General features: G+C 34.7%; 23 protein-coding genes. 8 read left to right on the top strand and 15 right to left on the bottom strand.

The genetic code is table 11. From position 1 onward, the window contains the following. Positions 1–122: 122 nt before the first annotated feature. The 3 genes from SJY30_RS05660 to SJY30_RS05650 all read left to right on the top strand — a co-directional run bounded on the left by SJY30_RS05660 (position 123) and on the right by SJY30_RS05650 (position 4,995). Entirely contained in the window at positions 123–1,259 is a 1,137-nt protein-coding gene (locus SJY30_RS05660) for a Gfo/Idh/MocA family protein (protein WP_396634619.1), read from the top strand. 189 nt (positions 1,260–1,448) lie between these two features. Then, positions 1,449–3,080 (top strand): alkaline phosphatase PhoX, encoded by a 1,632-nt coding sequence (locus tag SJY30_RS05655; protein WP_396634618.1) that lies wholly within the window; start codon positions 1,449–1,451, stop codon positions 3,078–3,080. Between the two features lie 76 nt (positions 3,081–3,156). Next, the gene (locus tag SJY30_RS05650) at positions 3,157–4,995 is read left to right on the top strand and encodes a cytochrome-c peroxidase (RefSeq protein ID WP_396634617.1); all 1,839 of its coding nucleotides are present in this window, start codon (positions 3,157–3,159) and stop codon (positions 4,993–4,995) included. Here SJY30_RS05650 and SJY30_RS05645 read toward each other — a convergent pair. From SJY30_RS05645 to SJY30_RS05635, 3 genes are read right to left on the bottom strand one after another with little or no spacing between them, the layout of a single operon-like run. Then, positions 4,992–5,756, bottom strand: a complete 765-nt coding sequence (locus SJY30_RS05645) for a TIGR02757 family protein (protein ID WP_396634616.1) — start codon at positions 5,754–5,756, stop codon at positions 4,992–4,994. The two genes, SJY30_RS05650 and SJY30_RS05645, sit on opposite strands and share 4 nt — an antisense overlap. Next, on the bottom strand, positions 5,753–6,310 hold the full coding sequence (locus tag SJY30_RS05640; RefSeq protein WP_396634615.1) for a CPBP family intramembrane glutamic endopeptidase: 558 nt from the start codon (positions 6,308–6,310) through the stop codon (positions 5,753–5,755). The genes SJY30_RS05645 and SJY30_RS05640 overlap by 4 nt, the downstream gene beginning before the upstream one ends. Before the next feature lie 9 nt (positions 6,311–6,319). Continuing rightward, positions 6,320–7,000, bottom strand: coding sequence for an ABC transporter ATP-binding protein (locus SJY30_RS05635; RefSeq protein ID WP_036154139.1), 681 nt, complete (start codon positions 6,998–7,000; stop codon positions 6,320–6,322). A 229-nt stretch (positions 7,001–7,229) separates the two neighbouring features. Between SJY30_RS05635 and folE the strand changes: the two genes are divergently transcribed. From folE to SJY30_RS05615, 4 genes are all read left to right on the top strand, one after another. Further along, on the top strand, positions 7,230–7,829 hold the full coding sequence (folE, locus tag SJY30_RS05630; RefSeq protein ID WP_036154140.1) for a GTP cyclohydrolase I FolE: 600 nt from the start codon (positions 7,230–7,232) through the stop codon (positions 7,827–7,829). 82 nt (positions 7,830–7,911) lie between these two features. Next, entirely contained in the window at positions 7,912–8,211 is a 300-nt protein-coding gene (locus tag SJY30_RS05625; protein ID WP_396634614.1) for a hypothetical protein, read from the top strand. A gap of 52 nt (positions 8,212–8,263) precedes the next feature. Continuing rightward, on the top strand, positions 8,264–9,484 hold the full coding sequence (locus SJY30_RS05620) for a sulfite oxidase (protein ID WP_396634613.1): 1,221 nt from the start codon (positions 8,264–8,266) through the stop codon (positions 9,482–9,484). Beyond that, complete coding sequence (locus SJY30_RS05615; RefSeq protein WP_396634612.1) at positions 9,485–9,970, top strand: monoheme cytochrome C; 486 nt, start codon at positions 9,485–9,487, stop codon at positions 9,968–9,970. It begins immediately after the preceding gene. 65 nt (positions 9,971–10,035) lie between these two features. Here SJY30_RS05615 and SJY30_RS05610 read toward each other — a convergent pair whose 3' ends face one another. From SJY30_RS05610 to SJY30_RS05570, 9 genes are all read right to left on the bottom strand, one after another. Further along, a complete protein-coding gene (locus SJY30_RS05610; protein ID WP_396634611.1) occupies positions 10,036–10,590 on the bottom strand; it encodes a type 1 periplasmic binding fold superfamily protein in 555 nt (184 codons plus the stop codon). A gap of 32 nt (positions 10,591–10,622) precedes the next feature. After that, positions 10,623–13,016: a TonB-dependent receptor gene (locus SJY30_RS05605; protein ID WP_396634610.1), complete on the bottom strand. Its 2,394-nt coding sequence runs from the start codon at positions 13,014–13,016 to the stop codon at positions 10,623–10,625. 65 nt (positions 13,017–13,081) lie between these two features. Further along, positions 13,082–13,387: a DUF2645 family protein gene (locus SJY30_RS05600; protein ID WP_396634609.1), complete on the bottom strand. Its 306-nt coding sequence runs from the start codon at positions 13,385–13,387 to the stop codon at positions 13,082–13,084. A 58-nt stretch (positions 13,388–13,445) separates the two neighbouring features. Then, positions 13,446–13,760: a DUF6787 family protein gene (locus tag SJY30_RS05595; protein WP_396634608.1), complete on the bottom strand. Its 315-nt coding sequence runs from the start codon at positions 13,758–13,760 to the stop codon at positions 13,446–13,448. Positions 13,761–13,790: 30 nt separating this feature from the next. After that, entirely contained in the window at positions 13,791–14,255 is a 465-nt protein-coding gene (locus tag SJY30_RS05590) for a DUF6146 family protein (RefSeq protein WP_396634607.1), read from the bottom strand. Positions 14,256–14,323: 68 nt separating this feature from the next. Continuing rightward, the gene (locus SJY30_RS05585; RefSeq protein WP_396634606.1) at positions 14,324–14,956 is read right to left on the bottom strand and encodes a DUF937 domain-containing protein; all 633 of its coding nucleotides are present in this window, start codon (positions 14,954–14,956) and stop codon (positions 14,324–14,326) included. A gap of 70 nt (positions 14,957–15,026) precedes the next feature. Then, positions 15,027–15,977 carry a D-2-hydroxyacid dehydrogenase gene (locus SJY30_RS05580; protein ID WP_396634605.1) on the bottom strand — a complete coding sequence of 317 codons (951 nt, stop codon included), beginning with the start codon at positions 15,975–15,977 and terminating at the stop codon, positions 15,027–15,029. Between the two features lie 184 nt (positions 15,978–16,161). After that, positions 16,162–17,226 carry a 3-phosphoserine/phosphohydroxythreonine transaminase gene (gene serC, locus SJY30_RS05575; RefSeq protein ID WP_396634604.1) on the bottom strand — a complete coding sequence of 355 codons (1,065 nt, stop codon included), beginning with the start codon at positions 17,224–17,226 and terminating at the stop codon, positions 16,162–16,164. Between the two features lie 64 nt (positions 17,227–17,290). Further along, complete coding sequence (locus tag SJY30_RS05570; protein ID WP_396634603.1) at positions 17,291–18,361, bottom strand: acyl-CoA reductase; 1,071 nt, start codon at positions 18,359–18,361, stop codon at positions 17,291–17,293. Positions 18,362–18,450: 89 nt separating this feature from the next. Here SJY30_RS05570 and SJY30_RS05565 point away from each other — a divergent pair, with 89 nt between their 5' ends. Then, positions 18,451–18,801, top strand: a complete 351-nt coding sequence (locus SJY30_RS05565; RefSeq protein ID WP_396634602.1) for a 4Fe-4S dicluster domain-containing protein — start codon at positions 18,451–18,453, stop codon at positions 18,799–18,801. 165 nt (positions 18,802–18,966) lie between these two features. Here SJY30_RS05565 and SJY30_RS05560 read toward each other — a convergent pair whose 3' ends face one another. From SJY30_RS05560 to SJY30_RS05550, 3 genes are all read right to left on the bottom strand, one after another. Beyond that, positions 18,967–21,732: a TonB-dependent receptor domain-containing protein gene (locus SJY30_RS05560; RefSeq protein WP_396635310.1), complete on the bottom strand. Its 2,766-nt coding sequence runs from the start codon at positions 21,730–21,732 to the stop codon at positions 18,967–18,969. 369 nt (positions 21,733–22,101) lie between these two features. Then, the gene (locus tag SJY30_RS05555) at positions 22,102–23,115 is read right to left on the bottom strand and encodes a FecR family protein (RefSeq protein ID WP_396634601.1); all 1,014 of its coding nucleotides are present in this window, start codon (positions 23,113–23,115) and stop codon (positions 22,102–22,104) included. Positions 23,116–23,172: 57 nt separating this feature from the next. Next, positions 23,173–23,751 (bottom strand): RNA polymerase sigma factor, encoded by a 579-nt coding sequence (locus SJY30_RS05550; RefSeq protein ID WP_396634600.1) that lies wholly within the window; start codon positions 23,749–23,751, stop codon positions 23,173–23,175. Positions 23,752–23,927: the final 176 nt, after the last annotated feature.

Genomic DNA, 23,927 nt, shown 5'->3' with positions numbered 1-23,927 from the left:
TTACTGATTATATTAAAGAATAAGCTATTTTAAAACCTGATTTATTCTTAATGTAAAAATCATTGAATGATTCGTGAAGTTCAATGTTTTTTATTTAAATTTCTTAGGTATAAAATAAACATATGAAACATTTAACAAGACGTTCTTTTAGTAGCCTGACCACGAAAGGAGTTATAGGCACTGCACTATTTGGTAGTATTCCATTAGCAAAAGGCTTTACAACTGGGCAAAATAATAAGAAGTTGGGTATAGCTTTAGTAGGTTTAGGCAGTTATAGTACCTACCAGTTGGCACCATCATTATTAGAAACAGAACATTGTTATTTAGCTGGTATTGTAACGGGAACTAAAGAAAAAGAAGCCATTTGGTCCAATAAATACAATATCCCAAAAAAGAATATCTATAACTACGAAAATTTTGATTCCATAGCTAAGAATGATGATATCGATATCATTTATGTGGTATTGCCAAATAGTATGCATGCCGATTTTTGTATTCGGGCAGCTAAAGCAGGTAAGCATGTTATATGTGAAAAGCCAATGGCTGTAAGCGTAAAGGAATGTGATGCAATAATCAATGCCTGTAAAGAGTATGATGTAAAGCTGGGTGTAGGCTATAGAATGCAAAGTGATCCATATACCCATGAGGTAAAAAAATATGTAAAAGAGAAAACTTTTGGTAATGTACTTTTTGTTTCTTCTGACGCCGGTTATATATCTAATGGTAACCCAGATCAATGGCGTTTAGATAAATCGCTCTCTGGTGGTGGTGCTTTAATGAATATGGGAGTGTATGCCATACAAACCAGTATATATGGTACGGGACAAAATCCTATTTCTGTTTCTGCTCAAGAATTTAGTACAAGACCAGAGTATTTTAAAGATACCGATGAGACCATTACTGCACAATTCAAATTTGCCAATGGTGCCGTTGCCCATATGATGACCTCACACAACGCGAACGGTAATAGGTTGAAGGTGCATGGTACCGATGGTTGGTTTGAACTTGATCCTGCTCATAGTTATGGACCAATAAGTGGGCAAACATCAAACGGGAATATTATAGAATTTCCATTTAAAAAACAGCAGGCTTTACAAATGGACGATTTTTCCAAGCATGTGCTATTGGGAACCAAAAACATGGCTCCTGGTGAAATGGGCAAAAGAGATATGATTATTGTTGAAGCCATTTATAAATCAATTCTAGAAGGCGGTAAAGAACAATTATTATCTTTAGGTAATATGGGTATCGTATCTTAAATATCTTTAATTTAATTAGTTAGCATTTAATTTGAACTTTAGTTCAAGATTTGATCACCTCAATTTCAAGTTAAGTTTACATGTTAACTTTAACATAAAGTTTAGTTCATTCATTCCTAATTTTTAGAATACCTTATTAAAAGGTTGTCTCTATAGTTTTGCCCTTGTAACCTAAAAACTATATTGATAATGAAAAAATCAAAAAATTTACTAATTAAAGCCCTTTTCCTTTCTTGTTTAGGATTAGCTGTAATGAGCTGTGACGGAGAAGATGGGGTAGATGGTACCAATGGTATAGACGGTGTTGATGGAGCCGATGGAGCCGATGGCGCTGACGGAGCCGATGGTGCTGACGGAGCCGACGGTCAAGATCTAACTTTGGCAGAATCAATTCCGTTAACAAGCTCTGTAACGCCTAATGAGCTATTTGAATTAAAAGGTGCGTTTAGCGGTTCTGCTGAATTGAATATGATTATGTCATCAGCAGATATTTTAGAATCTGATTCTACTTTTGTGTACGGGTCTTTTATGGATGGTGCTGCACTTTACCCTGCTGAAGATGGTAATTATGCATTGATCAACAACTTAGAAGCAGATTATTCTATTGCAAGAATAATGTTGAACTCTGAGTTACAACCTTTACAAGGTGATTATATAGTAAACTCTACTGCTACAGCATTTACAGCTATGTGTTCTGGTTCTTCTATAACTGTTGAAGAGCATGGTTTTGGTCCTCTTTACCTTTCTGGTGGAGAATGGGGCGGTAATGCTAAGGGTGTTTACAAAGTTAATCCTTTCAGAGCTAAAGAAGATAGGGTAGAAGCTGAGAGATTACCTGCATTGGGTGAGTGGTCAACTGAAAATGCAGTTGCTATAGGCAAAGATGCATATGCTTCTCAAACGGTTATTTTTATGGGTGATGATGATAGTGATAACACGTATCCTCAAGCACACTTTGGTATGTATGTAGGTCAAAGAGGTGATCTTTACGGTGGTAAACTATATGTTTTAAAAGGCACTAACCCTGTAGAGTCTGCTCCTGGTGAAGGAGGTCAGTTATTTGAAATGGGAATGGCTCAAGATGTTGAATATGATGTGGAATGGGTAGAAGTTACTGAAAGAACAATTGACGAGTTAAACCAAGAAGCAATCGATTTAGGTGCTATTGGTTTTCAGAGAATTGAAGATATCGATTGGAGAAGAGGTACTGCCGAAGCACAAAGAGAGGTTTATTTTAATGCAACAGGTAGAATTCGCGGAGATAACCCAGATCTTAACTTAAGAGGTACAGGTTTTGGACGTGTTTACAAGTTAGTACTTGATGCTGAAGATCCAACGGCGCCTGCTAAATTAACTGTTGTTGTAGACGGTGATTTAGAAGGTGGTAAAGGTGACGGTATGCATTCTCCTGATAATATTTTGGTTACAGAAAACTATGCTTACGTTCAAGAAGATCCAAATGGGTATGCTGATTTGAATGCAGATATTACCGGTTTTGCTAAACTATGGCAATTAGACTTAAATACTGGTGATTTTGTAGAGGTGATGGAATGTGACCAAACTTATGCATCTAGTGTTGGTATCGGTAATACTGATAGTATGTGGGAAATTACAGGTTTAATAGATGTTACCGATATTATCGGTGCTTCTGAGCCAACATTTATCGGTGGTGCTCAAGTGCACGGATGGAATTTTAGTACAACTCCTGATACTGCAGTAAGAGCTGACGGACTTAAGTTTGTTGATCCAACTGCAATTAGTGAAGGTAGTGCTAGGTTAGAAGGTTCTGTTTTGTTCAAATTGACAGGCTTACCTAGATAAGTGAAATAATTTAACCAATTATAAAGGTTCCCTTAACTGGGAACCTTTTTTCTATTTATAAAATTTAATATATAACATGAGAATACTGCATAATAAATGGATAGTTGTTTCTCTTTTTGGTTTTTTTCTATCGTGTAAGGATCAAGAAACCAAACCATTATTGGCTATTAACTCTAATGATACATCAATGTTCAACGATGCAATTCGCGAACATTATTTTATAGCATTGGATAGTACTTCTTATTATATGCAGCAAATAGATACTTCTAATACCTTGTCAAATAATAAAAGTCTTTTTCTTAAAAGTAGAGAATGGTATAAAAGAGTAGAACCAATGCTGATAGCCTATGATTATGAGAATTATATTTCAATGAATGCACCTAATCTGCTAAAAGTTGAAATAGATGACCATCAAGATATTAAAATCTTAAAACCGAAGAGCTTTCAAGTTTTAGAAGAGTTATTATTTACTGAAGAAGGATTCACAAACAAAGAATTACATACTGTTTTAGAATATTTGAAAATTAGAATTCCATTTGTACGTAAAAATCATATTCTCATAAAGCAAAGAGATAGGCATCATTTAAAAATGATTCGCGATGCTATTGTAAATATCGCTACAAAAGGTATTACTGGTTTTGATTCCCCTATGTTGGCTAATTCCCTAAATGAAGCCATTTATAACTACGAAACCTTGCAGGTTGTTTTAGCTATCTACAAAGATGCTTTTACAGATAAAAAATTGTACTCGCAATGGGAAGATGAAATTACCGCTACCATTGATGTACTTAAAAATGGGAATTTCGATGATTTTGATCGGTATTCTTTTATAAAACAACACACTAATAAGCAATTGGACTTAGTAGCTAAAACCGCGCAAGATTGGAATATTGAATTGAGTAAATCTCGGGCGCTAGACCCCAAAGTAACTAGTTTGTTTGACAAGAATTTTTTTAACATGAAAATGTTCTCTACCCAAAGAGCACCAGATATTACCGAAGAAAGAATTGAACTAGGTAGACAGTTGTTCAATGATAAAGATTTATCTGGATCAGGTACTATAAGTTGTGCCACTTGCCATGTAAAAGAGAAAGCATTTACTGATGGTCATAAAATTGCCAAAGGGATAAACGGACAAGATTTGCAACGCAATTCACCTACCTTAACCTATGCCGTTTACCAGCGTTCTTTATTTTATGATGGTAGGGCAGACGGACTTGAAGATCAAATTGTTGGTGTTACCAATAATGAAAATGAGTTTCATATTGATTTGGAACAATTAGAAGAGAAGATTCAAGCAAAATCCGCGTATAAAGTTCAATTTGATTCGCTTTATGATGGTAAAATTACCGATATGAATGTTCGTAACGCTATAGCAACTTACATAAGAAGTTTAGCACCTTTCGATTCTAAATTTGATCGAAATATGAACAATCTTGAAGAAACTATGACCGATGAAGAAGTTAAAGGCTTTAACCTTTTTATGGGCAAGGCTGCGTGTGCCACTTGTCACTTTCCACCGGCTTTTAATGGTACCGTTCCACCAAAATATATGGAGAGCGAATTTGAAAATCTAGGAGTGCCAAAAAATGCAAGTTTTGAGAATCCTGTTTTAGATGATGACTGGGGGCAGTACTACCCTTACGAAGTAGAGGAGAAGAAGCATTTCTTTAAAACATCTACCGTACGAAATGTTGATTTAACCGGACCATATATGCACAATGGGGTGTATAAAACACTAGAGGAAGTTGTTGAATTTTACAATGTTGGCGGTGGTCAAGGTATGGGCTTAGATGTACCTTACCAAACTTTGCCTTCAGATTCTTTGAACCTTACCAATACAGAATCAAAGGCAATTATTGCTTTTATGAAAACACTGACCGATAAAAGATTTGAAAAAGAAGCAATAAACTAGAACTTTTCAAACACACCTAAACCAAATAGGGCAAAATCATATTTAACTGGATCCACTGGGTCCAGTTTTCTAAGATTTTTATCCAACTCGGCTAGTGCCTTTGCATCGTTTTGTTTTCGTTTCAATAAACCTAATTTTCTAGCTACGTTACCAGAGTGTACATCTAATGGGCAAGATAATTTTGATGGATGAATACCTTTCCAGATTCCGAAGTCTACGTTGGTGGTGGCATCTCTAACCATCCAACGTAAAAACATGTTTATTCTTTTTGCTGCGGAACCCTTTAATGGGTCAGAAACATGTTTGGTTGTACGTTGCTCATACGGTAATTCAAAAAATATTTTCTTGAATTCTGAAATTGTGGGCTGTAGACTATCCTTTGTTTGATGTGTTGTAAAAACACCTTCTAATCCGTTATGATTTTTGTAAATATTTTTTAGACTCTGTATAAAGTAGGTAAGGTCAATATCATTGAAAGTTCTATGCACAAAACCAGCTAAACTTTCTAGATTATCATCGGTATGGTTGATTACAAAATCGTACGGACTTTGCCCCATTCTTTCTATAAGTTTATGCGAATTATTGATGATGCTTTTTCTGTTGCCCCAAGCTATGGTTGCCGTTAAAAATGCACTTATTTCAATGTCCTCTTTTAATGTAAAAAGATGTGGAATTTGTATAGGGTCAGTTTCTAAGAATTCAGGATTATTATACTGAAGAACCTTTTCGTTTAAAAATACTTTTAACTCACTTTTTGTCATTCAATAGGTATTTCTAAAATTTGCATTATCAATACAGGGACTATGAGTACCATGTTGTAGCAAGCATGCAGTGCCATTGACCAAACCAGTCCAAATTTAACGCGTATAAATCCTAAAAGAAAACCTACACCTATTTGTGGTGCGACCAATAATGGTGAAAACAATGCTACTTGTGTGCTCATTTCAAAATTACTAATGTGCATGAAGCCAAAAGCGATAGTAAATACATAGAAAGCATATTTGAAAAAATTTGAATCTTTAAAAAAGATTAATGGTCCTCTAAAAAGTAATTCTTCAAAAAAAGGAGCTACTACTACCGCTAAGAAGAAAATAAGTAAAGGGGAGTAGTTCTCGAACAAATCGTCCATTGCATGTTTACCCATCTCAAGTTGAAGTAAATTTTCAACTACACTAGCAATCAGTAACAGCACAATGCTTGTGCATAATGCTATAATCAATAGCTTAAAAAATATTCTTAATTTGTTGGAAATCGGAGTATTGATATCCTGTTCATAAACCGGATTCTTTGCAAATGATAAAAGTTCTTCTAGCATCTGTTTTGCTTATGCTAAAATGATTTCTTTGTCAACAATTTTACCATCTACCATGGTTAATTTTCTATCGGCCATTTCTGCCAGTTCGCTGTTATGGGTAACGATAACAAAAGTTTGTCCAAATTTTTCCCTTAATTCAAAGAATAGTTTATGAAGATTATCGGCGCTTTCAGAATCTAAATTACCACTAGGCTCATCGGCAAAAATAATGGACGGATTATTGATCAATGCTCTAGCAACCGCAACGCGTTGTTGTTCTCCACCAGATAGTTCTGATGGTTTATGATTATATCGATGCGATAACCCTAAGAAATCTAAAAGTTCCTTTGCCCTTACTTCAGCATCGGCTTTTGGTGTTTTTTTAATGAATGCAGGTAAACATACATTTTCAATGGCCGTAAATTCTGGTAATAGCTGATGAAATTGAAAGATGAAACCTATATGTTCATTTCTGAACTTCGCTAAATCTTTATCATTTAAATTTGTAGTTTCAATATTATTTATTAGTAGGGTACTGTCTTTTCGGTTAGACTGTACATCTAAGGTTCCCAAGATTTGTAATAAAGTAGTTTTACCGGCACCAGAAGCACCAACAATGGAAACGATTTCTCCCTTCTTTATATGAAGGTCAACACCTTTCAGTACTTCTAATTCTCCGTAATATTTATGAATGTTAGAAGCCTTTATCATGAGAAAGTTGGTGTTAGAAGTATAATTATATTAAAATTCAAAATTAATGAAAAAGGAGCATGCTAAAAATAGTTATTCGTTTTAAGTTAATCTTAATATAGTTAAAGGGTGATTAGATATGGCAATACTGCAATGTGAACTATTTATGATATTTTTACGTTTGATGATGAAAGAAATCATTAAATTTGTTCAACTTAAATTTAATTAGGTTAAACACAAATAGAAATTTATGTCCCCATATAAAAATTTAGAAGAATACAATCTTGAAATTACCGATGAAGTTAAAAGCAGATATTCATCCATAATTGATGAAATAGGTGAAGATGTATCTAGGGAAGGTTTGGTTAAAACACCTGAACGTGCAGCTAAAGCCATGTTGTTTTTAACACAAGGGTATCAGCAAGATGCTGTAGAGATTTTACAAGGGGCAATGTTCAAAGAAGATTATGATGATATGGTCATCATAAAAGATATTGAATTATACTCGTTATGTGAGCACCATATGTTACCATTCTTTGGTAAGGCTCATATTGCATATATCCCTAACGGACAAATAGTTGGGCTAAGTAAAATACCACGTGTAGTTGATGTTTTCGCTAGAAGGTTACAAGTTCAAGAAAGGCTAACACATGATATTTTAGAGTGTATTAACAATACTTTAAAACCTAAGGGTGTTGCTGTGGTAATTGAAGCATCGCACATGTGTATGATGATGCGTGGTGTTCAGAAACAAAACTCGGTAACTACAACATCTGGCTTTAGAGGTCAGTTCGAGAAAATTGAGACAAGAAACGAATTCTTGAAATTGATAAGCGCAAAACTTTCTTAATATGCCTTAACTCGTCTTTTATTTATTTTTAAAATTTGGCATCTTTGTTGCATTCTTAAGTTAGAATAACTAATTTTTCAATATGTCAATTTTAAAAGATAAAAAATACAAGCAACTTTTTATGGGTTTGCTTTTTGACGGTATAGGTATGCTGTCTTTCGTTATACCATTTGTTGGTGAATTTTCAGATATAGTTTGGGCACCCTTAGCAGGTTGGCTTATGACTAGAATGTATAAAGGCAAGGTAGGTCAAGCAGCTGGTGCATTTACTTTCTTGGAAGAGATTATACCAGGGTTAGATGTTATACCATCATTTACACTTATGTGGTTGTATACATACGTTTTTAAGGCGTCTAAAAAAGGGCAAACAATAGAGGTGTAAACTTACTTTTAGTTTATTAAAAATCTTAACTTTAGCTCAAATCACATGAGTTTTGAAGAGAAGAAATTTTGTTGCAAAATCTAGTTTAGGTGGTCTAGCTGCCTTATTAGGTGTAGATATAGTTTATAAAAATGTAATGCCAGCTGGTTATACTCCTGTAGCCTTGCAAGATTCTGATCCATTCAAATTATTCAATAAAGACAAGGGAATGGTCGTTTTAAACGATAAACCTTGGAATATGGAGGCTCAAGCTCATCTCCTAGATGATAAAGTAACACCGAACAAATCTATATTTATTAGAAATAACGGACTCATTCCTGAGGAAATCGATGTTACTAAGTGGACGCTTACCATAGACGGTGAATCTGTTCAGCAAGAAAAAACCTTCTCACTTGCCGAACTTAAATCGAAATTTAAACATCATACCTATCAATTAACCCTTGAATGTGGTGGTAATGGTAGAAGTGAATTTGATCCGCCTGCAAAGGGGAACCAATGGACAATTGGTGCGGTATACTGTGCCAGCTGGACAGGTATTAGATTGCGCGATGTTTTAGAAGATGTAGGTATAAAAGACGATGCCGTATATTTTGGATATCATGCAGCCGATATACATCTTAGTAGAGATCCAACAAAAGAACCGATATCTAGAGGTGCGCCCATGTCTAAGGCTTTGCAAGATGAAACGTTATTAGCTTTTAAAATGAACGGCGAGGATATACCCTTAGTACATGGGTATCCATTGCGAATTATTGCTGGTGGTTGGCCTGCTTCAGTTTCTGGAAAATGGTTACAACGTATCAGTATTAGAAATATAGTACACGATGGTACTAAAATGACAGGTACTGCCTATAGAATGCCATGTAAACCGGTAGCACCTGGGGAGAAAGTGGCTGATGAAGATATGTGCATTATTGAATCTATGCCAGTTAAGTCTTTAATAACATACCCTAAGTCTGGAGCTAGACTATCACAAGGAAAGAAATTAAATATTAGAGGGCATGCATGGGCAGGTGAATTGGAAGTTGCTAAAATGGAATATTCTATAGACTTTGGTGCCACGTGGAAACCGTGTGCCATTGAAAAACCTGCGAACCGTTTAGCTTGGCAGCATTTTTCTGCAGCAATCTCATTTCCTCAAGAAGGGTATTATGAGGTTTGGGCAAAAGCTACGGATACTAATGGTATAAGTCAGCCAATGTTATTACCTGGTTGGAATCCCAAAGGTTATTTAAATAATGCTTGCCATAGAATAGCTGTAAAAATCGCATAGATGAAAAAACAGAATCATGACAAATTGAAACGTGATTTTCAAGGTTTGTATCAAAAGATCATATTAGCGACTGTTATTGTGGCTATTGGAGGTTTAGCTTTGATATACTTTATTTACGATCCTAGTCTATCCGCTTTCAAAGGAAACGAACCAGAAACAGAAATTGTTGAAAAGCCTGTTGAAGATGACTTTGATAAAATAGAAAATGGTATACATGTACGTACCGGATTTATAGAGGCACCGGGTATGGTAGAAACTATTCAGAATTGTACCAATTGCCATTCTGCCAAGTTGGTAATGCAAAATAGAATGAATAAAGAGCGATGGAAATCGACTATTAAATGGATGCAAGAAACTCAAAACCTTTGGGATTTAGGTGAGAATGAAGCTGTAATTATCAATTATTTAGTAACTAATTATCCACCAAAAAAAGTGGGTAGGAGGGCAGTACTTACAGATGTTGAGTGGTATCAATTAGAAGAATAGAAAACATAAAAAAAGCCTTTGAATTTTAATTCAAAGGCTTTTTTATAAAAGATTTGAGTTCGTCCTTACTCTACTGTTACAGAAAAAGTTTGAGCTATATCAGTCTCACCACCAGCATCTGCCAAAGTACCATCATTTGGTTTTGTTGGCTCATGACGCAATGTAATTGTAATAGTACCAGAACCTGCATCACCTGTTGTCAATTCAAATTCAAGACCAATAGGGTATCCATCTTCATCAGTATCGGTATATGTTACGTCTGTTAAAGAACCACTTAATCCAAAGAAAAACTGGTGCTCGTCAGCTTCTTCTTCTACTTCTTCGCTAATGTCTTCAGCAGGAGTTTCAGTTTCGTTCAATAATTCAATACTACCTGTGTAAGTTGTATTTGCAGTTAAATTATCTGCTGTAATTACTGGGGCAGTTGGTCCGTCACCATCTAAATCTTGAGATTGTAGTGTTGCAGTACCATCAGCACTAGTTAAAGTAATCGTCATTGTTGTAATAATTTCTTCTTCATTTACTACTTCTGGGGTATCGTCATCACTAGAACATGATGTCATAACTGTTGCCATTAAGCTTAATGCTAAAACTGTTTTTAAGGTTTTGTTTCTTTTCATAGTTGCTCTTGTTTTAAAATGTTAGATTAATATTAATAGTTAAAAATTAGGCGCAGACTTATATTTCTGCCCATGTCGTCTACAAAATATCGTTGGCGATTTAAATAATCACGATAATTAGTATTTAATGGGTTACTTGCACTAAGACCTACAGTTAAATCGTTTTTGTTTTTAAGGGTAAATGATGCTTCTGTATTTAGGGATAAAAGGTGATAAGCATCTGGTGGTGTATTGATATCCAAAATCACATTTTCTTGCTGTTCTGGTGAAAAGACCTCAATGTTATCTGGAAATCTCGTTTGTTCAAATACATACTGACTTTCTAGACTAACTAGAAAATTATTCCATTTAGGGTTTGTGTATGTAATGCTATTAGTGAAATTGGCAGCGGGTATGTTTATCAGCGGTGTGTCTGTTTCTGTATCCGTTCCTCTTACCCAAGCAAACTTATGGTCTGTTCTAATTTTAGAAGACCAATTGTTGTATAATGATGCGTCAACTCCCAATAAAATGGCATCGGTCTGTCTATAAGACCATACGGGGAAAGCACCTCTTATGGTGAATTCTACACCTGTTGGTTCAACAAGTATAAAATCTTTAATACTATTCAAAAAAGGAGATAAAGTATAACCCCATGTATTGGTATTTCTTTCTAAGGATGCGGAGAGTTTAGATGACGTTTCGCTCTTTATTCTTAAATCACCCAATTCTATACGTGCTGCAGAGTGGTGTAACCCATCACTAAATAATTCTGATGGATTGGGTGCTCTTTGCGAATAAGCATAATTAAAACGTAAATGATCTTTGTCGTTTATCTCATAATGAAACCCTGCAGTCCCAGAGAAATTATGGTAGTCAAAAACGGGGTTTACAAGCAATTGTGTACCTAAGTCCTCAATAATAAGATCTGCAAAATCCAAATCATAACCACGTTCTTCCCAACGTGAAGTTCTATAAAATTTCTTTGAATCTATTCTACTAAAATCATAACGAGCACCTGCATCTAGCGTCCAATCAGTGTTTAGTTCATAGCTGCCAATTGCAAATAATCCAAAATCGTATTTATCGTAATCAGGTATTAGCCTTCTTACACCAGTATCAGGGTTTGCAAAATTAGTTTGATATCTGCCTAATGCACCTACCTTGAGGTCAAAACCTTCTTTAGCATCAAATTTTATATTGGTTAAAACAGAATGTGTTGTCAGTTTTAAATCCAACGATGCTTTATCGGCATCATCACCTACACGAATATCATATTCAAGCCTTCTATTTTGTTGAAAATCATATTGTGTGGTCCATTTTCCAAAACCTTCAAATCTTCGGTAATAACTAAGTTTTCCTAAATGATGGGTTACCTCTTGGTTGGGTTGGGTAATATCATAAGTGAAGTCATTAATTATACTAGGTACATCACTGTTAATTGCGTTTATAAGATCATCTACGTTACCGATATGAGAAGCTCTTAATATACCGATCTCCGAATTAAAATAGGAATAATAGCCTTCCCAACCTTGTTCGAAATCGCGTTTTCCGATATTTAACGATAAACCGCTTTCGTTAATACCAGTATTTGAAAGTATGTAATCTGGAGCTTCTAAATCTCCTAATTTCTTATATGAACCTTGGGCTTTAATATATAGTCCAGATTTGTACGATTTGGTCAATGAAGATGTAACATTACCACCTCGACCATTAGACGATAGGTTTAATTGCGTTTTACCAAACAGAGAATCTGTTCTAACCACAGGTAACGGCTCTAGAACAATTACTCCGCCTATGGCATCACCACCATATTCAATTGCTGCTGCGCCTTTAATGACGCTTATGTTCTGGTTAGCATTGACATCAACATTTGGGGCATGTTCTTCTCCCCATTCCATGTCTTGCATGCGAACGTTATTATTTAGAATTAAGATTCTACTACCGTTTAAGCCTTGTATTACAGGTTTGACGATATTACCACCGGTATTTAATGTTGATACTCCTGCAATTTTCTTTAAAGCGTCACCTAGACTATTTCCACTATTTCGTTCTATATCTTTTACCGATAAAATATTCTCTTGTGCAGAGTTGGTACTTTTGGGAACGTCACCAATTACTTTTACCTCACTTAATTCTTCTAAATGGTGTTCTAACCTAATCTCGGAAAAAGTATCGCCATTGATTGTTACCGTAACAAATTTGGTAGTACATTCTGGGTGTGATATTTCTAATTCTAAAACTCCATCACACAAATTTTTAAAAGTAAATTTTCCATTTTCTTTAGAAACTGTTGAGCGGTTTTTACCAGTAATATTAATAGTTGCACCACTTAACGTACTGTTGTCATGGAAATCAACTATTTCACCTATTAATATTGAATTGCAATCTTGAGCATAAATTATTGAACTACAAAAGATTACGAAAACATATAAATAATATTTCATTATATAAGATTTTCGAAAGTATGTACCGATTCTGCGTGGAACCGATTTAATTGTTGGATAGCGTACTAATCTTGGAAGGGAGGAGGTCTGCCGAATGTGGCATACCTAAAATAAAATGAAGGTGCCTCTAAGACTAAAGGCGAAATTCTTTTACCACTAAAAGAAATCAATGGTAATAGGATAAAAAGCAAAACGGCAACAAAAGTAAATTCAGAATTCTGATTCTGAATTGCCATATCACAAATACTACAATTCTCAATATTGTCAATAGAATTGTCGTCATGTGAGTACACATGAAATGAAGTCACCTTAATTAGCATAAGGCAAAACAAAATAAATACAGAGAAATATGTAAATATTGAATTCTTCACGACGCTAAAGTACTAAAAGTAGTAGAACTGAATGTTAAAGAAAACCTAACAAAATTTATTAGAACAGAAATCCTAGACCTAATCTTGTTAGCATCTTTTTCTCAAAAGCCCAAAAGAATTTGAATTGTCCAAATAACCAGCCATATATTACTAATAGTATCTGATAAAACGGAAAAATTAAAAGAATTCGTAATACCCAGTAGATTGTTGTTCCCCACCATGCATCAGGAAAATTAGCTTGTTGTAGGCCAATTAAATTTAAAAAAGGTTTAGCCACAAAGACAGAAGATGATCCTGTAATGGCAAATACTATAAAAATAATCGTTAATTGAAAATTGCTGGTTACGCCCCAGCGCTCTTTTAATTTTTGCATGACATTTTTTGAGTGCCACAAATATACTTTTTATATGCGTGGTACAAAAGGACCTAAACGTTGATTGTATTTTCTTTGGAAATAGATGAAGTAATTATATAGTTTGTAATTAACTTCATACCCATAATCTATTTGGTTAGTGTAATTAATTTGTAGTTCATATAAATTGGGGTCAAATCTAGCCGGTTGCATAACTCTATTGTTCCATTCTAAGACCATAATGTAATTTCTATTCTCAAGAAAATTTTGAGAATAATACCCCTTAGGTTTCGCAACGGAATTTAACCAGACATTAAAACCTGGTTCTATAATTATTATTTCATAATCCGTTTTGTCGCTTGCAATGGTAATGGTGTCGCCTTGAACTTGCTTAAAAGCCTTTTCTTCATCGCTAGATATAGTTAATGATTCTTTTGTACTGCCACAGCTAATTATACATAGTGTAAGCGTAGCAAGTACTAATAAGTTTTTAAATAGTAAATATGTCTTTTTCATACTATTTAATATACAAAAAAAAACCGCTTGCAGCTGCAAGCGGGTTGTATGAATATAATCTTTAAGTTTTATTTACCGAACAGACCACCTAAAAGACCGCCAATTCCGCCACTACTTTTGTTACCGCCCATTACCATACCGGCAACATCGTCTAAAATACTACCATCACCATCTGCATCTAACAAAGAAGTAATTAAGCTTTGGTTTTCTTTTGGTTGTCCACCTAGCATACTCCCTAAAAGAGCATTCATGCCAGTACCGTCACTAACATTACTTTGTGCAGTTTGCTTACCTATCATTCCCATAACTATAGGAGCGGCTATTTTTAATATTTGAGCAACTGATCCAGAATCTATACCAGATTTAGCACTTAGAGCACTTTCTACTTGTGGTTGCTTGTCTCCGAAAACGTGACCTAAAATACCAGCACCATCCGCCATTACACTATCGTCAACACCACCGCCAAAAAGACCGCCTAGGTTATCTAAAATGCCACCTGAATGTTTACTTGACAATGCACTCATTAAACCTTGAGCTCCTTCTGGTGTAGAAACATTTTTTTTCATTGCACCTAAAATTAATGGCATAGCCATGCTAAGTACATTTGCGGTTTTGTCTGCCGGTTGATTTGTCTGACCTGCTACTCCGCTAATTAATTGTTGCCCCATTGGGCTATTTAATAAATCTAATAATCCTGCCATTATAATGGTTTGTTTTTATGTTTACGTTGTAAAATACGAAAAAGAGCCAACAATATTGCTTTTTAAACCGCTATTTTAACAGTGATATTATCTGCTCTGCCAATTCTAGCCCTATTCTCTCTTGTGCTTCTAATGTCGCTGCGCCAATATGAGGCGAAAGTGAAATGCTAGGGTGCATTAATATTTTGATTTCAGGTTTTGGTTCTGATTCATAAACATCTAAACCTGCAAAAGCTACAGTTCCGTTTTCCAAAGCTTCAATTAAAGCAACTTCATCTAGTACACCGCCTCGGGCAGCATTTACGATACCTACTCCCTTTTTCATTTGAGAGAACTCTGATTTACCTAATACATAATTGTCTTGACCTGGAATATGTAACGAGATATAATCTGCCTTTTTTAGTAATTCTTCTTTTGTTGAATTCTTTAAATTGAATGTCACTTTCTGACCATCAAAAAAGGAAAGTTCAATTTCTGTTTGTTCTACTTCTGGGTCGCAATAAACAACATTCATACCTGCACCAATGGCAAGTTTTGCTGTTGCCTGACCAATGTTTCCAAAACCAAAAATACCCAATGTCTTACCTCTTAATTCGGTACCTTTTGAATATGATTTTTTAAGACCTTTAAAGTTGCTATCCCCTTCTAGAGGCATATTTCTGTTAGCGTCATATAAAAAACGCGCGCCACCAAAAAGATGTGCAAATACCAATTCTGCTACAGATTCTGATGAAGCAGCTGGTGTATTAATGATATGAATACCTTTGTCTTTGGCATAATCAACATCAATGTTATCCATGCCTACGCCACCTCTACCAATTAACTTTAGAGTAGGGCAGACGTCAATTAATTCTTTTCTCACCTTAGTTGCACTGCGTACCAGTAAGGCATCGATTTTATGCTCGTTTAAATAGTTGGCTAACTGTTTTTGCGCAACAGTAGTTGTTAAAACTTCAAATCCTGATTTCTGTAATGCGGCTATACCGTTTTGAGAAATACCGTCATTTGCTAATATCTTCATATGTTTTACTCGATAATCGAGATTTTTAAGTTCATAGGCTAGCTTTTGCTTGCCATTTTAACAAATCTCGAAATTTTACGTATGTTTTCTTAAGCAATATCTTATGGGTTTAGCCTAAAGTGTATTACTTAATTTTTAATTTAGAACTGTATGAAAGGGTGTTATAAAAAATCGTTTAAAACGATTATCCTTTTCGCTCCATTTCACTCATTACATCGACTAATACGCCAACACTTTCTAAAGATAAAGCATTGTACATACTGGCCCTGTAACCACCAACTGAGCGGTGCCCATTTAAACCATTGATTCCTGCTTCTTTTAGCATGTTGTCAAATGTTGATTTTAAAACTTCATCTGTAATGTTGAATGTTGCGTTCATCAAAGAACGGTCTTCAACGTTAGCATAGCCTTCAAATACGGGATTTAAATCTATTTCAGAATACAACAATCTGGCTTTTTTCTCATTTACTTCTTCAATAGCAGCAATGCCACCACGATTTTTTAACCATTCTAAAGTTAGCATAGAAGTATAAACCGCGAATACCGATGGTGTATTGAACATACTGTCTTTGGCAATATGCACTTGGTAGTCTAACATAGAAGGAATTTTTCTAGAAACTTTTCCTAAAATATCTTCTTTAACAATAACTAACGTTGTTCCGGCAGGACCCATATTTTTTTGTGCTCCAGCATAGATTAAATCGAATTGGGAAAAATCCATAGTTCTAGAAAAAATATCGGAACTCATATCGCATACTAATGGACAGTCCGTCTTTGGAAACTTTTTGAATTGTGTCCCGTATATGGTGTTATTTGATGTAATATGTAAGTAGTCTAAACCGGTAGGTACTGAATATCCTTTAGGTATGTATTTGAAATTTTCATCTTTAGACGATCCAACTTCAACAACTTCTCCGAACAATTTAGCTTCTTTAATTGCTTTATCGCTCCAGGTACCTGTATTTAGGTATCCAGCTTTTGATTCTAACAAATTATATGCGGTCATTAAAAACTCTAAGCTTGCACCACCTTGAAGAAAAAGAGCCTTGTAGCCTTTGTCTTTTAGGTCAAGTAGCTCTAAGGCCAATGATCTTGCATTTTCCATTACGGCAACAAAATCTTTGCTTCTGTGAGAAATTTCAATAAGTGAAAGTCCTGAGCCGTTGAAGTCCATAACTGCTTCAGAAGCTTTTAACAATACTTCTTTTGGTAATATACAAGGACCAGCGCTAAAATTATGTTTTTTCATTTTGTGTGTAATTTAAGGATGCAAATGTCAGGATTTTTTAAGAATTTATAGGCAGTATGGCCATTTAATTCAAGGTTGTTCTCAACAAGAAATCAACTGTATCTATACCATCGGCATAGTCGTTTAATGAAGGCTGCTGTGTTTTACCGAACGGAATTTCATTATCAACAAAGCCAGATGATACTATGCATTGAATATTGTCTTCTTGACCTTTTAGGCTTATTTTCAAAGCATCAGTATCTTCATAATACTCGTAGAATAGAGATGCAATAGGGGAGCCAAAACTTTCTTCTTCCTTTAAAATGAGAAAACCATTATCCAAAATCTTAAACTCGCTCATTAAGTAAACCGCTTTGTTATAATCGTAATTGTTAGCGTATTTGTTATGATTTATAATATCGCTATATGGAAACATTGCCTTAAAAAACGTATCGATCTTATAATTTTTAGGAATATAAATTTTGGAGACACTTCTGCATCCTAATCCAAAATATCTAAAAATATCTTCACCAAGGGCTTCAAGCTCTTCAGAAGTTTCTTTTCCATTAAGTACCGCAACAGAGTTTCTATTTTTACGAATAATGTTTGGTTTTTTACTGAAATAATATTCAAAGTATCTTGCGGTATTATTACTGCCGGTGGCGATTACTGCATCGTAGTTTTCAAGCTTTTCTTTGGTGAACGTAACTCTGTCTTTAAATAGTGGCTCAATTTCTATAAGATAGTCAATAAGCAGAGGAATTAATTTCTGGTCGTTACTAGATAATTTCACCAATGCTTTATTTCCTGTAATCAATACACATAGAAGGTCGTGAAACCCTACCAGCGGTATATTGCCAGCCATAATAAGGGCTACAACTTTCTCTTGGTTAGTTTCTAGGTCATAGTTTTTAAGCCAATTCTCTATATTTTTTTCGGTGAGAGCATTACCCCATTCTTGAAAAGCATGAATACAGTTTTCTTCTGTAAACCACCCATAATAATGTTGGGCTCTTTCCGCTTCGGCTTTAAAACGCTCGATCCATTTGTCGTTTAAATGGTCAGAAATTGCATTTGTTGTGACTAAATCGCAAAATGTACTTAGAAAATTTCCAAGTTTAACAAAAGCTTCTATACTAAGGTTGCTATGGGTCATTATATTTGTATACTAATTCGGTAGGAATTACCTTTGTGCAAAAATAAGCATGCCCGTTCTTTTTTGGGCATTTTAATGAAGAAGAAATTATGGCAATTATAATAACAGATGAATGTATAAATTGTGGTGCTTGTGAACCAGAATGTCCTAATACGGCAATATATGAAGGAGCAGATGAATGGAGATATGCTGATGGAACTTCTTTAGAAGGCAATGTTGTTTTGCCTGATGGAAAAGAAGTTGATGCAAATGACGTTCAAGAACCTATTAGTGATGAAGTTTATTACATAGCTCCTGATAAATGTACGGAATGTATGGGCTTTCATGAAGAACCACAGTGTGCAGCTGTTTGCCCTGTAGATTGTTGTGTGCCAGATGATGATCACGTTGAAACTGAAGAAGTACTTTTGGCGAAGCAAAAATTCATGCACCCAGAGTAAATAACTTATATTTTTTCTAAAGGTTTTAAATTATGCAGTTAATCTCTAGACTGCTTTATTTTTTCTCATCTTACGAGGAAATTAAAATAACATAATAAGCTTGTTTAAAATAAAAAAAAGCTACCTAAATGAATAGGTAGCTTTTTTATTAAAACTAAATCAAAACTAAAATTTATAATTCAGCGATAAGTTGAACATAGTACCTAATTGACTAAAGTGATACCCATCATACGTCATCTGAGAATAACGTTGGTTGAAAGTAATCAAGTTAGATTGGTTTTGAGTCTGAGCCGGATCTGCCAAGATAGCATCACCTGCTGCATTTTGAGAAACAAAACTCCATTCTGGCAATACATTGAATAAGTTGTTAATGTTCAATGCGATTGTCAATTTATCTGAAGCGCTAAAGTTAACACCTAGATCAGTAACTACTTTCGGGTCAAATTCAGTACCAAGGTTGAAATTACCATTAGTATCTGTACTCAAACCTTGTTGAAAGAAGCTAGTTTTTCCAAACAAGGTGTTATTTAAAGAAAATCCGAATTTATTAATATCGTAGCTTGCTCCTAAAATCCACTTTGTTCTTGGTCTTGATGTAAAGAATAAAGCTTCTTGAGTTTGGTTAACTACAGATTGACCTGAATTTGCAACTAGAGCAATATCTTTTACGGGTCCGTCTAATTCATTCTGAATCGTATAGTTACCTGATAGGTTTAAATCTAAACTTCCTTCGCCGATTTCAATACCTTTATAGGCCAAAACAACATCTACACCAGAGGTTTTAGTGTCTATAGCGTTAGAAAAGAAGCTAACATCACTTAAATTGTTATTTGCCAAAAGAATATCTAATGGATTTGTTGGGTCGCCACTTCCACCTATTTCATTACCCAAAACAATTCTGTCTTTTACCTTAATGTTGTAGTAGTCAAAAGTATAGCTGAATTTGTTGGCTATTTTTCCTCCAAAACCAACAGTAAAGTTAGTAGAGGTCTCAGCATCTAATTGCGGTATACCCAATAATTTGGCTTGTGTAGATACATTGTTTATTAAACCACCAACTTGAATACCTTGACCTGGCACAAAGCTATACTGTGCTTTTTGAGTATAAATTTGATGTAGGGTAGGAGCTCTAAATCCAGAAGATATAGAACCTCTTAATGTAAATGCATCACTGAACTTATAGCGAGAACTAAACTTATAAATGAAAGTATTACCAAAATCTGAATAGTTCTCCGTTCTAATAGTACCACTTAATAAAAATGCATCAGATACATCATAATCTAAACTTAAGTAGCCACCGATATTGTAACGATTAAATTTTCCTGAGTTTTGTGGAGAGGCACCTGCAAATGAATCTGCACCACCGCCATCGTAAGAGGCTAATTCACCTTCTATAATTTCAAATGTTTCAGTTCTAAACTCGGCACCAACACCAATACTTACTTTGTCAGATAATAATCTAGAAATATCAATGTTACCGACGTTATGTGAAAACCTTGTTCCACCCGGGTCAAATGACTGCTGGCTATTTTCTCTATATAATTCTGAGCCTTCGGTAATTTCACCATCATCAACTGAACCATTACCATTTGCATCTATGAATACAGAAGGAGAATAAACAACATTTCTATTATGGGTATTGTTTACCTTGTAAGTTTGTAAGTTGCCACCAGTGGTGAAACTTGCATCAATATTCCAATCGTTAATTACTGATTTAAATCCAATAGTTGCATTGTAATCACTTAATAAACCTTCAAATGTTGGTAGGTAGCCATCGTATCCGCCAGCTGTATTTGGGTTGTCGCCAGGAAAGAAATCTGCTAAGTAAGGGAAATCATTCACTGTCCTCCAATAAGGTGTTCTGTAGTTAGCAAAACTATTTACTGCTTTGTAAACATAAGCCGCATTACCATAAAGAGATGTATTTGCGCTTAGGTCATAACCTAAATTTACAGAAAACTTTGCGGCTGCGGTTTCTGGTGAACCGTTAATGTTGCCTGCATCTGGTCGTCTTGATAAGAATTCCTGTACATCTGCAATATTAGCACCAAAATCGCCAGCTTCACCTGCAGCATTTACAGTACCCGGTCTATTTGCTTGATTTACCTTAGATAAATCAACGGTGTAGTTTACAAACCCCTTGTCATCACCAATAGTAGAACCGTTATTGATAGCGACTCCGAACATTTCGCCATCGCCTTCAGAAGTAATACCTGTTCTTACCGTAGCAGAACCTTCATTCGGAGAATCTTTTAAAATAATGTTCATTACACCTGCAATGGCATCTGAACCATATTGTGCAGAAGCACCATCACGTAAAATCTCTACTCTCTTGATTGCGTCTGTAGGTATAGCTGAAATATCAGCACCTGTTTCACCACGACCCGGAGATGTTTGTGTATATAACAATGCACTTAAGTTTTTACGCTTACCGTTGATCAAAATCAAAGTTCTAGACGGTCCCATGTTTCTGATTTCATAAGGATCTAATAAAGAAGTCGCATCGTTTACAGGTGTTTGTACCGTATTAAATGATGGTATTCTATATTGTAAGGCTTTGTCAAAAGTTGCCTGACCGGTAGAAGTTAATTCTTTAACACCTACTACATCTACAGGTAAAGGTGTGTCTGTATTACTTCTTGGTGCTGTACGAGAACCAACGACGATAAATTCGTCTAACTGCATACCTTCGGATAATTGCACGTTTATTGTGTTTTTTCCTGCAGTAGAAACTTCTTGGGTGGCAAAACCAATATAGCTAAACACTAATTTAGTGTCATCAGTTATATTAATAGTGTAATTTCCATCAAAATCAGAAGTAGTACCGTTAGTTGTACCTTTTTCAACAATGTTAACTCCTGCCAATGGCATTCCAGAATCATCTGTTACTTTACCGGTAATGCTATTTTGAATTTTTTTATTCAAAGTCATTGCCGTAATTCCGTTAGTGCTTGAGTTAATTTTTAAAACCTTGGCTCTTTCTGGTTTTTTATGGTAAACAACATAATATTTATTGCCTAGATATTCGAAATCAAAACTAGTCTTACGTTCTAATTTGTTGATAATCTTATCTAGTACAGGGAATTTGTATTCCTCAGGGTTTAAGCTGGTACTTGATACCAGAGTTGGATTGTAAGTAAAAAACACTTCGTGTTTTTCACTGATCTCATTAAGAAACTCGCTTAGGGTAACGTTTTCTTTGAGTTCATTAGCAGCTGTTACACTGGTGATGCTTGAAAATAGCATTACCGCAAGCAGCAATCTCATTAGTTTGTTCGTTCTCATAAATAAATAGTTTAGTTAATAAATAGGGTTTTCTTGTACGCGTAAAATATTCTCTTTGTTAGTGATTCTTGTTCCTGTAGCTTTTTCGATAGCGGCAATACATATTTGTAAATTCTGATTGGGTATACCGCCAGAAATAGGTAAATCTTTTAAATGTTCTGATTCATATTGAACTTTTACTCCGTAAGTAGTTTCCAAATTGTACATGACCTCTTTTAGCGGTATTTCATTAAAGGCATAAGTGCCACCTCGCCATAGTGCGTAAGGGGTTTCTGTATCTACTTTTTGGTGCGTTAGTTCTTTGCTTTCGTTTGAAAAGGAAACCATTTCACCAGGTATCATTTTGGTGACTTCTCCGTTTTTTAATTCTAAATGAATTGAACCTTCATCAAGTACTACATTGGTTTTCTGTTTTCTTGTATTTATATGAAATTGTGTACCAAGAACTTCAACTTTAAGGTCTTCTGTTATTACCCAGAATTTAGCATTGGTACTAGGTATGGATTTAACTTTGAAATAGGCTTCCCCTTTTAAGTTGATAAGACGAGGATTATCTTTTTCATACCATATTTCAGAATTACCATTTAGTACAACAGAGGTGCCATCTGGCAATTTTAAGTCTATTATTTCTCCAAAGTTGGTTTTGTGATTGGTTGTTGAGCTATTGTTTAAATACGAATAGCTAGTGTAGCTTATCAATACAAGTAATACTGCAGCCGCTGCAGTAATTATAGTACGGTTTATGGTGTGTGTGTTCTTAAATTTAGTTTTTGTAGAAGATGTTATGTCTACTTTCGGTAAAACACTTGCCAGTGCTTGATCTATTTTTTCATTACTTGGATAATGTTGATTGAAATTGATACCTGTAATTATAGATTTCGCATTTTCTACTATTTCTATATGTTCAGGGTTGTTCTGAATCCAATTATTCCAATATGTAATGTCATTTTTGTTTAAGCCTTTGGCCCAGTTTTCAAATGAAGCATCCGATAAGAAATAATGTAAGTCGAATTTATTTTTGTTGTCCATTTAGTAAGGTGTTCCATTTATAAGAGCCTGAACGCTTAAAAATATACCCTACTTTTTTCAACTTTTTTTCAAAATAGTTTTAATCTGTTGATTTTCAGATGCTATTCGAAGTTTTTTTATCGCTTTTTGTAGTGTGTTTAAAACGCTTTGGTAGTTCATATCCATTACTTCTGCAATATCAGTTGTTGGCATTTCGCTGTAGTACTTCAAATAAATAGCTTCTTTCTGTCTTGGTGATAATTGGTTGATAAGTGTAGCTAGGGTAGAGGTACAAAGAAATTGGATTTCTTGCTTGATGGATATTTCTTCAATCGAAAAAGTAAAGTTCGTCTTAAATAATTGAGCTTCTGAAATCGGTATATTATTTTGATTCTTTTGTAATTGTTTTATTAATCTTCTTTTAAACGAAACGAATAGGTATGCTTTTAAGCTATTTATTTTTCCTAAACGCTCTCTATTTTCGAAAAGTTGAATAAAGAAATTTTGAAGGCAATCCTCTGTCAATTCTTGGTTATTGCTCAATTTTAAACCATAAACATGTAATTGTGGATAATACTTTTTAAAAAGTAGACTGAACCCGTGGGATTCGCCCTTTTTAAAAAAATACCATATAGTTTCATCTGAATGAAGTTCCATAAATTCTTACAAGTTCTTCTGCCAAAGTAGTAATAATTTATTAAAATGTGTTAAAGATGTTAATTTTTAATACCGAATAGCTCAATAATTTAGCTAATAACAAATTAATTTGTAAGAAACCTGTTGAAAGTTATATATGAAAATTGAATGAAAATTGTCTTGGTAAAAACTATATT

Source organism: Maribacter sp. R86514, assembly GCF_044597005.1.
Classification (GTDB): domain Bacteria; phylum Bacteroidota; class Bacteroidia; order Flavobacteriales; family Flavobacteriaceae; genus Maribacter.
Note: the sequence above shows the minus strand (reverse complement) of the source record. Positions and strands in the feature narration are given on the sequence as shown.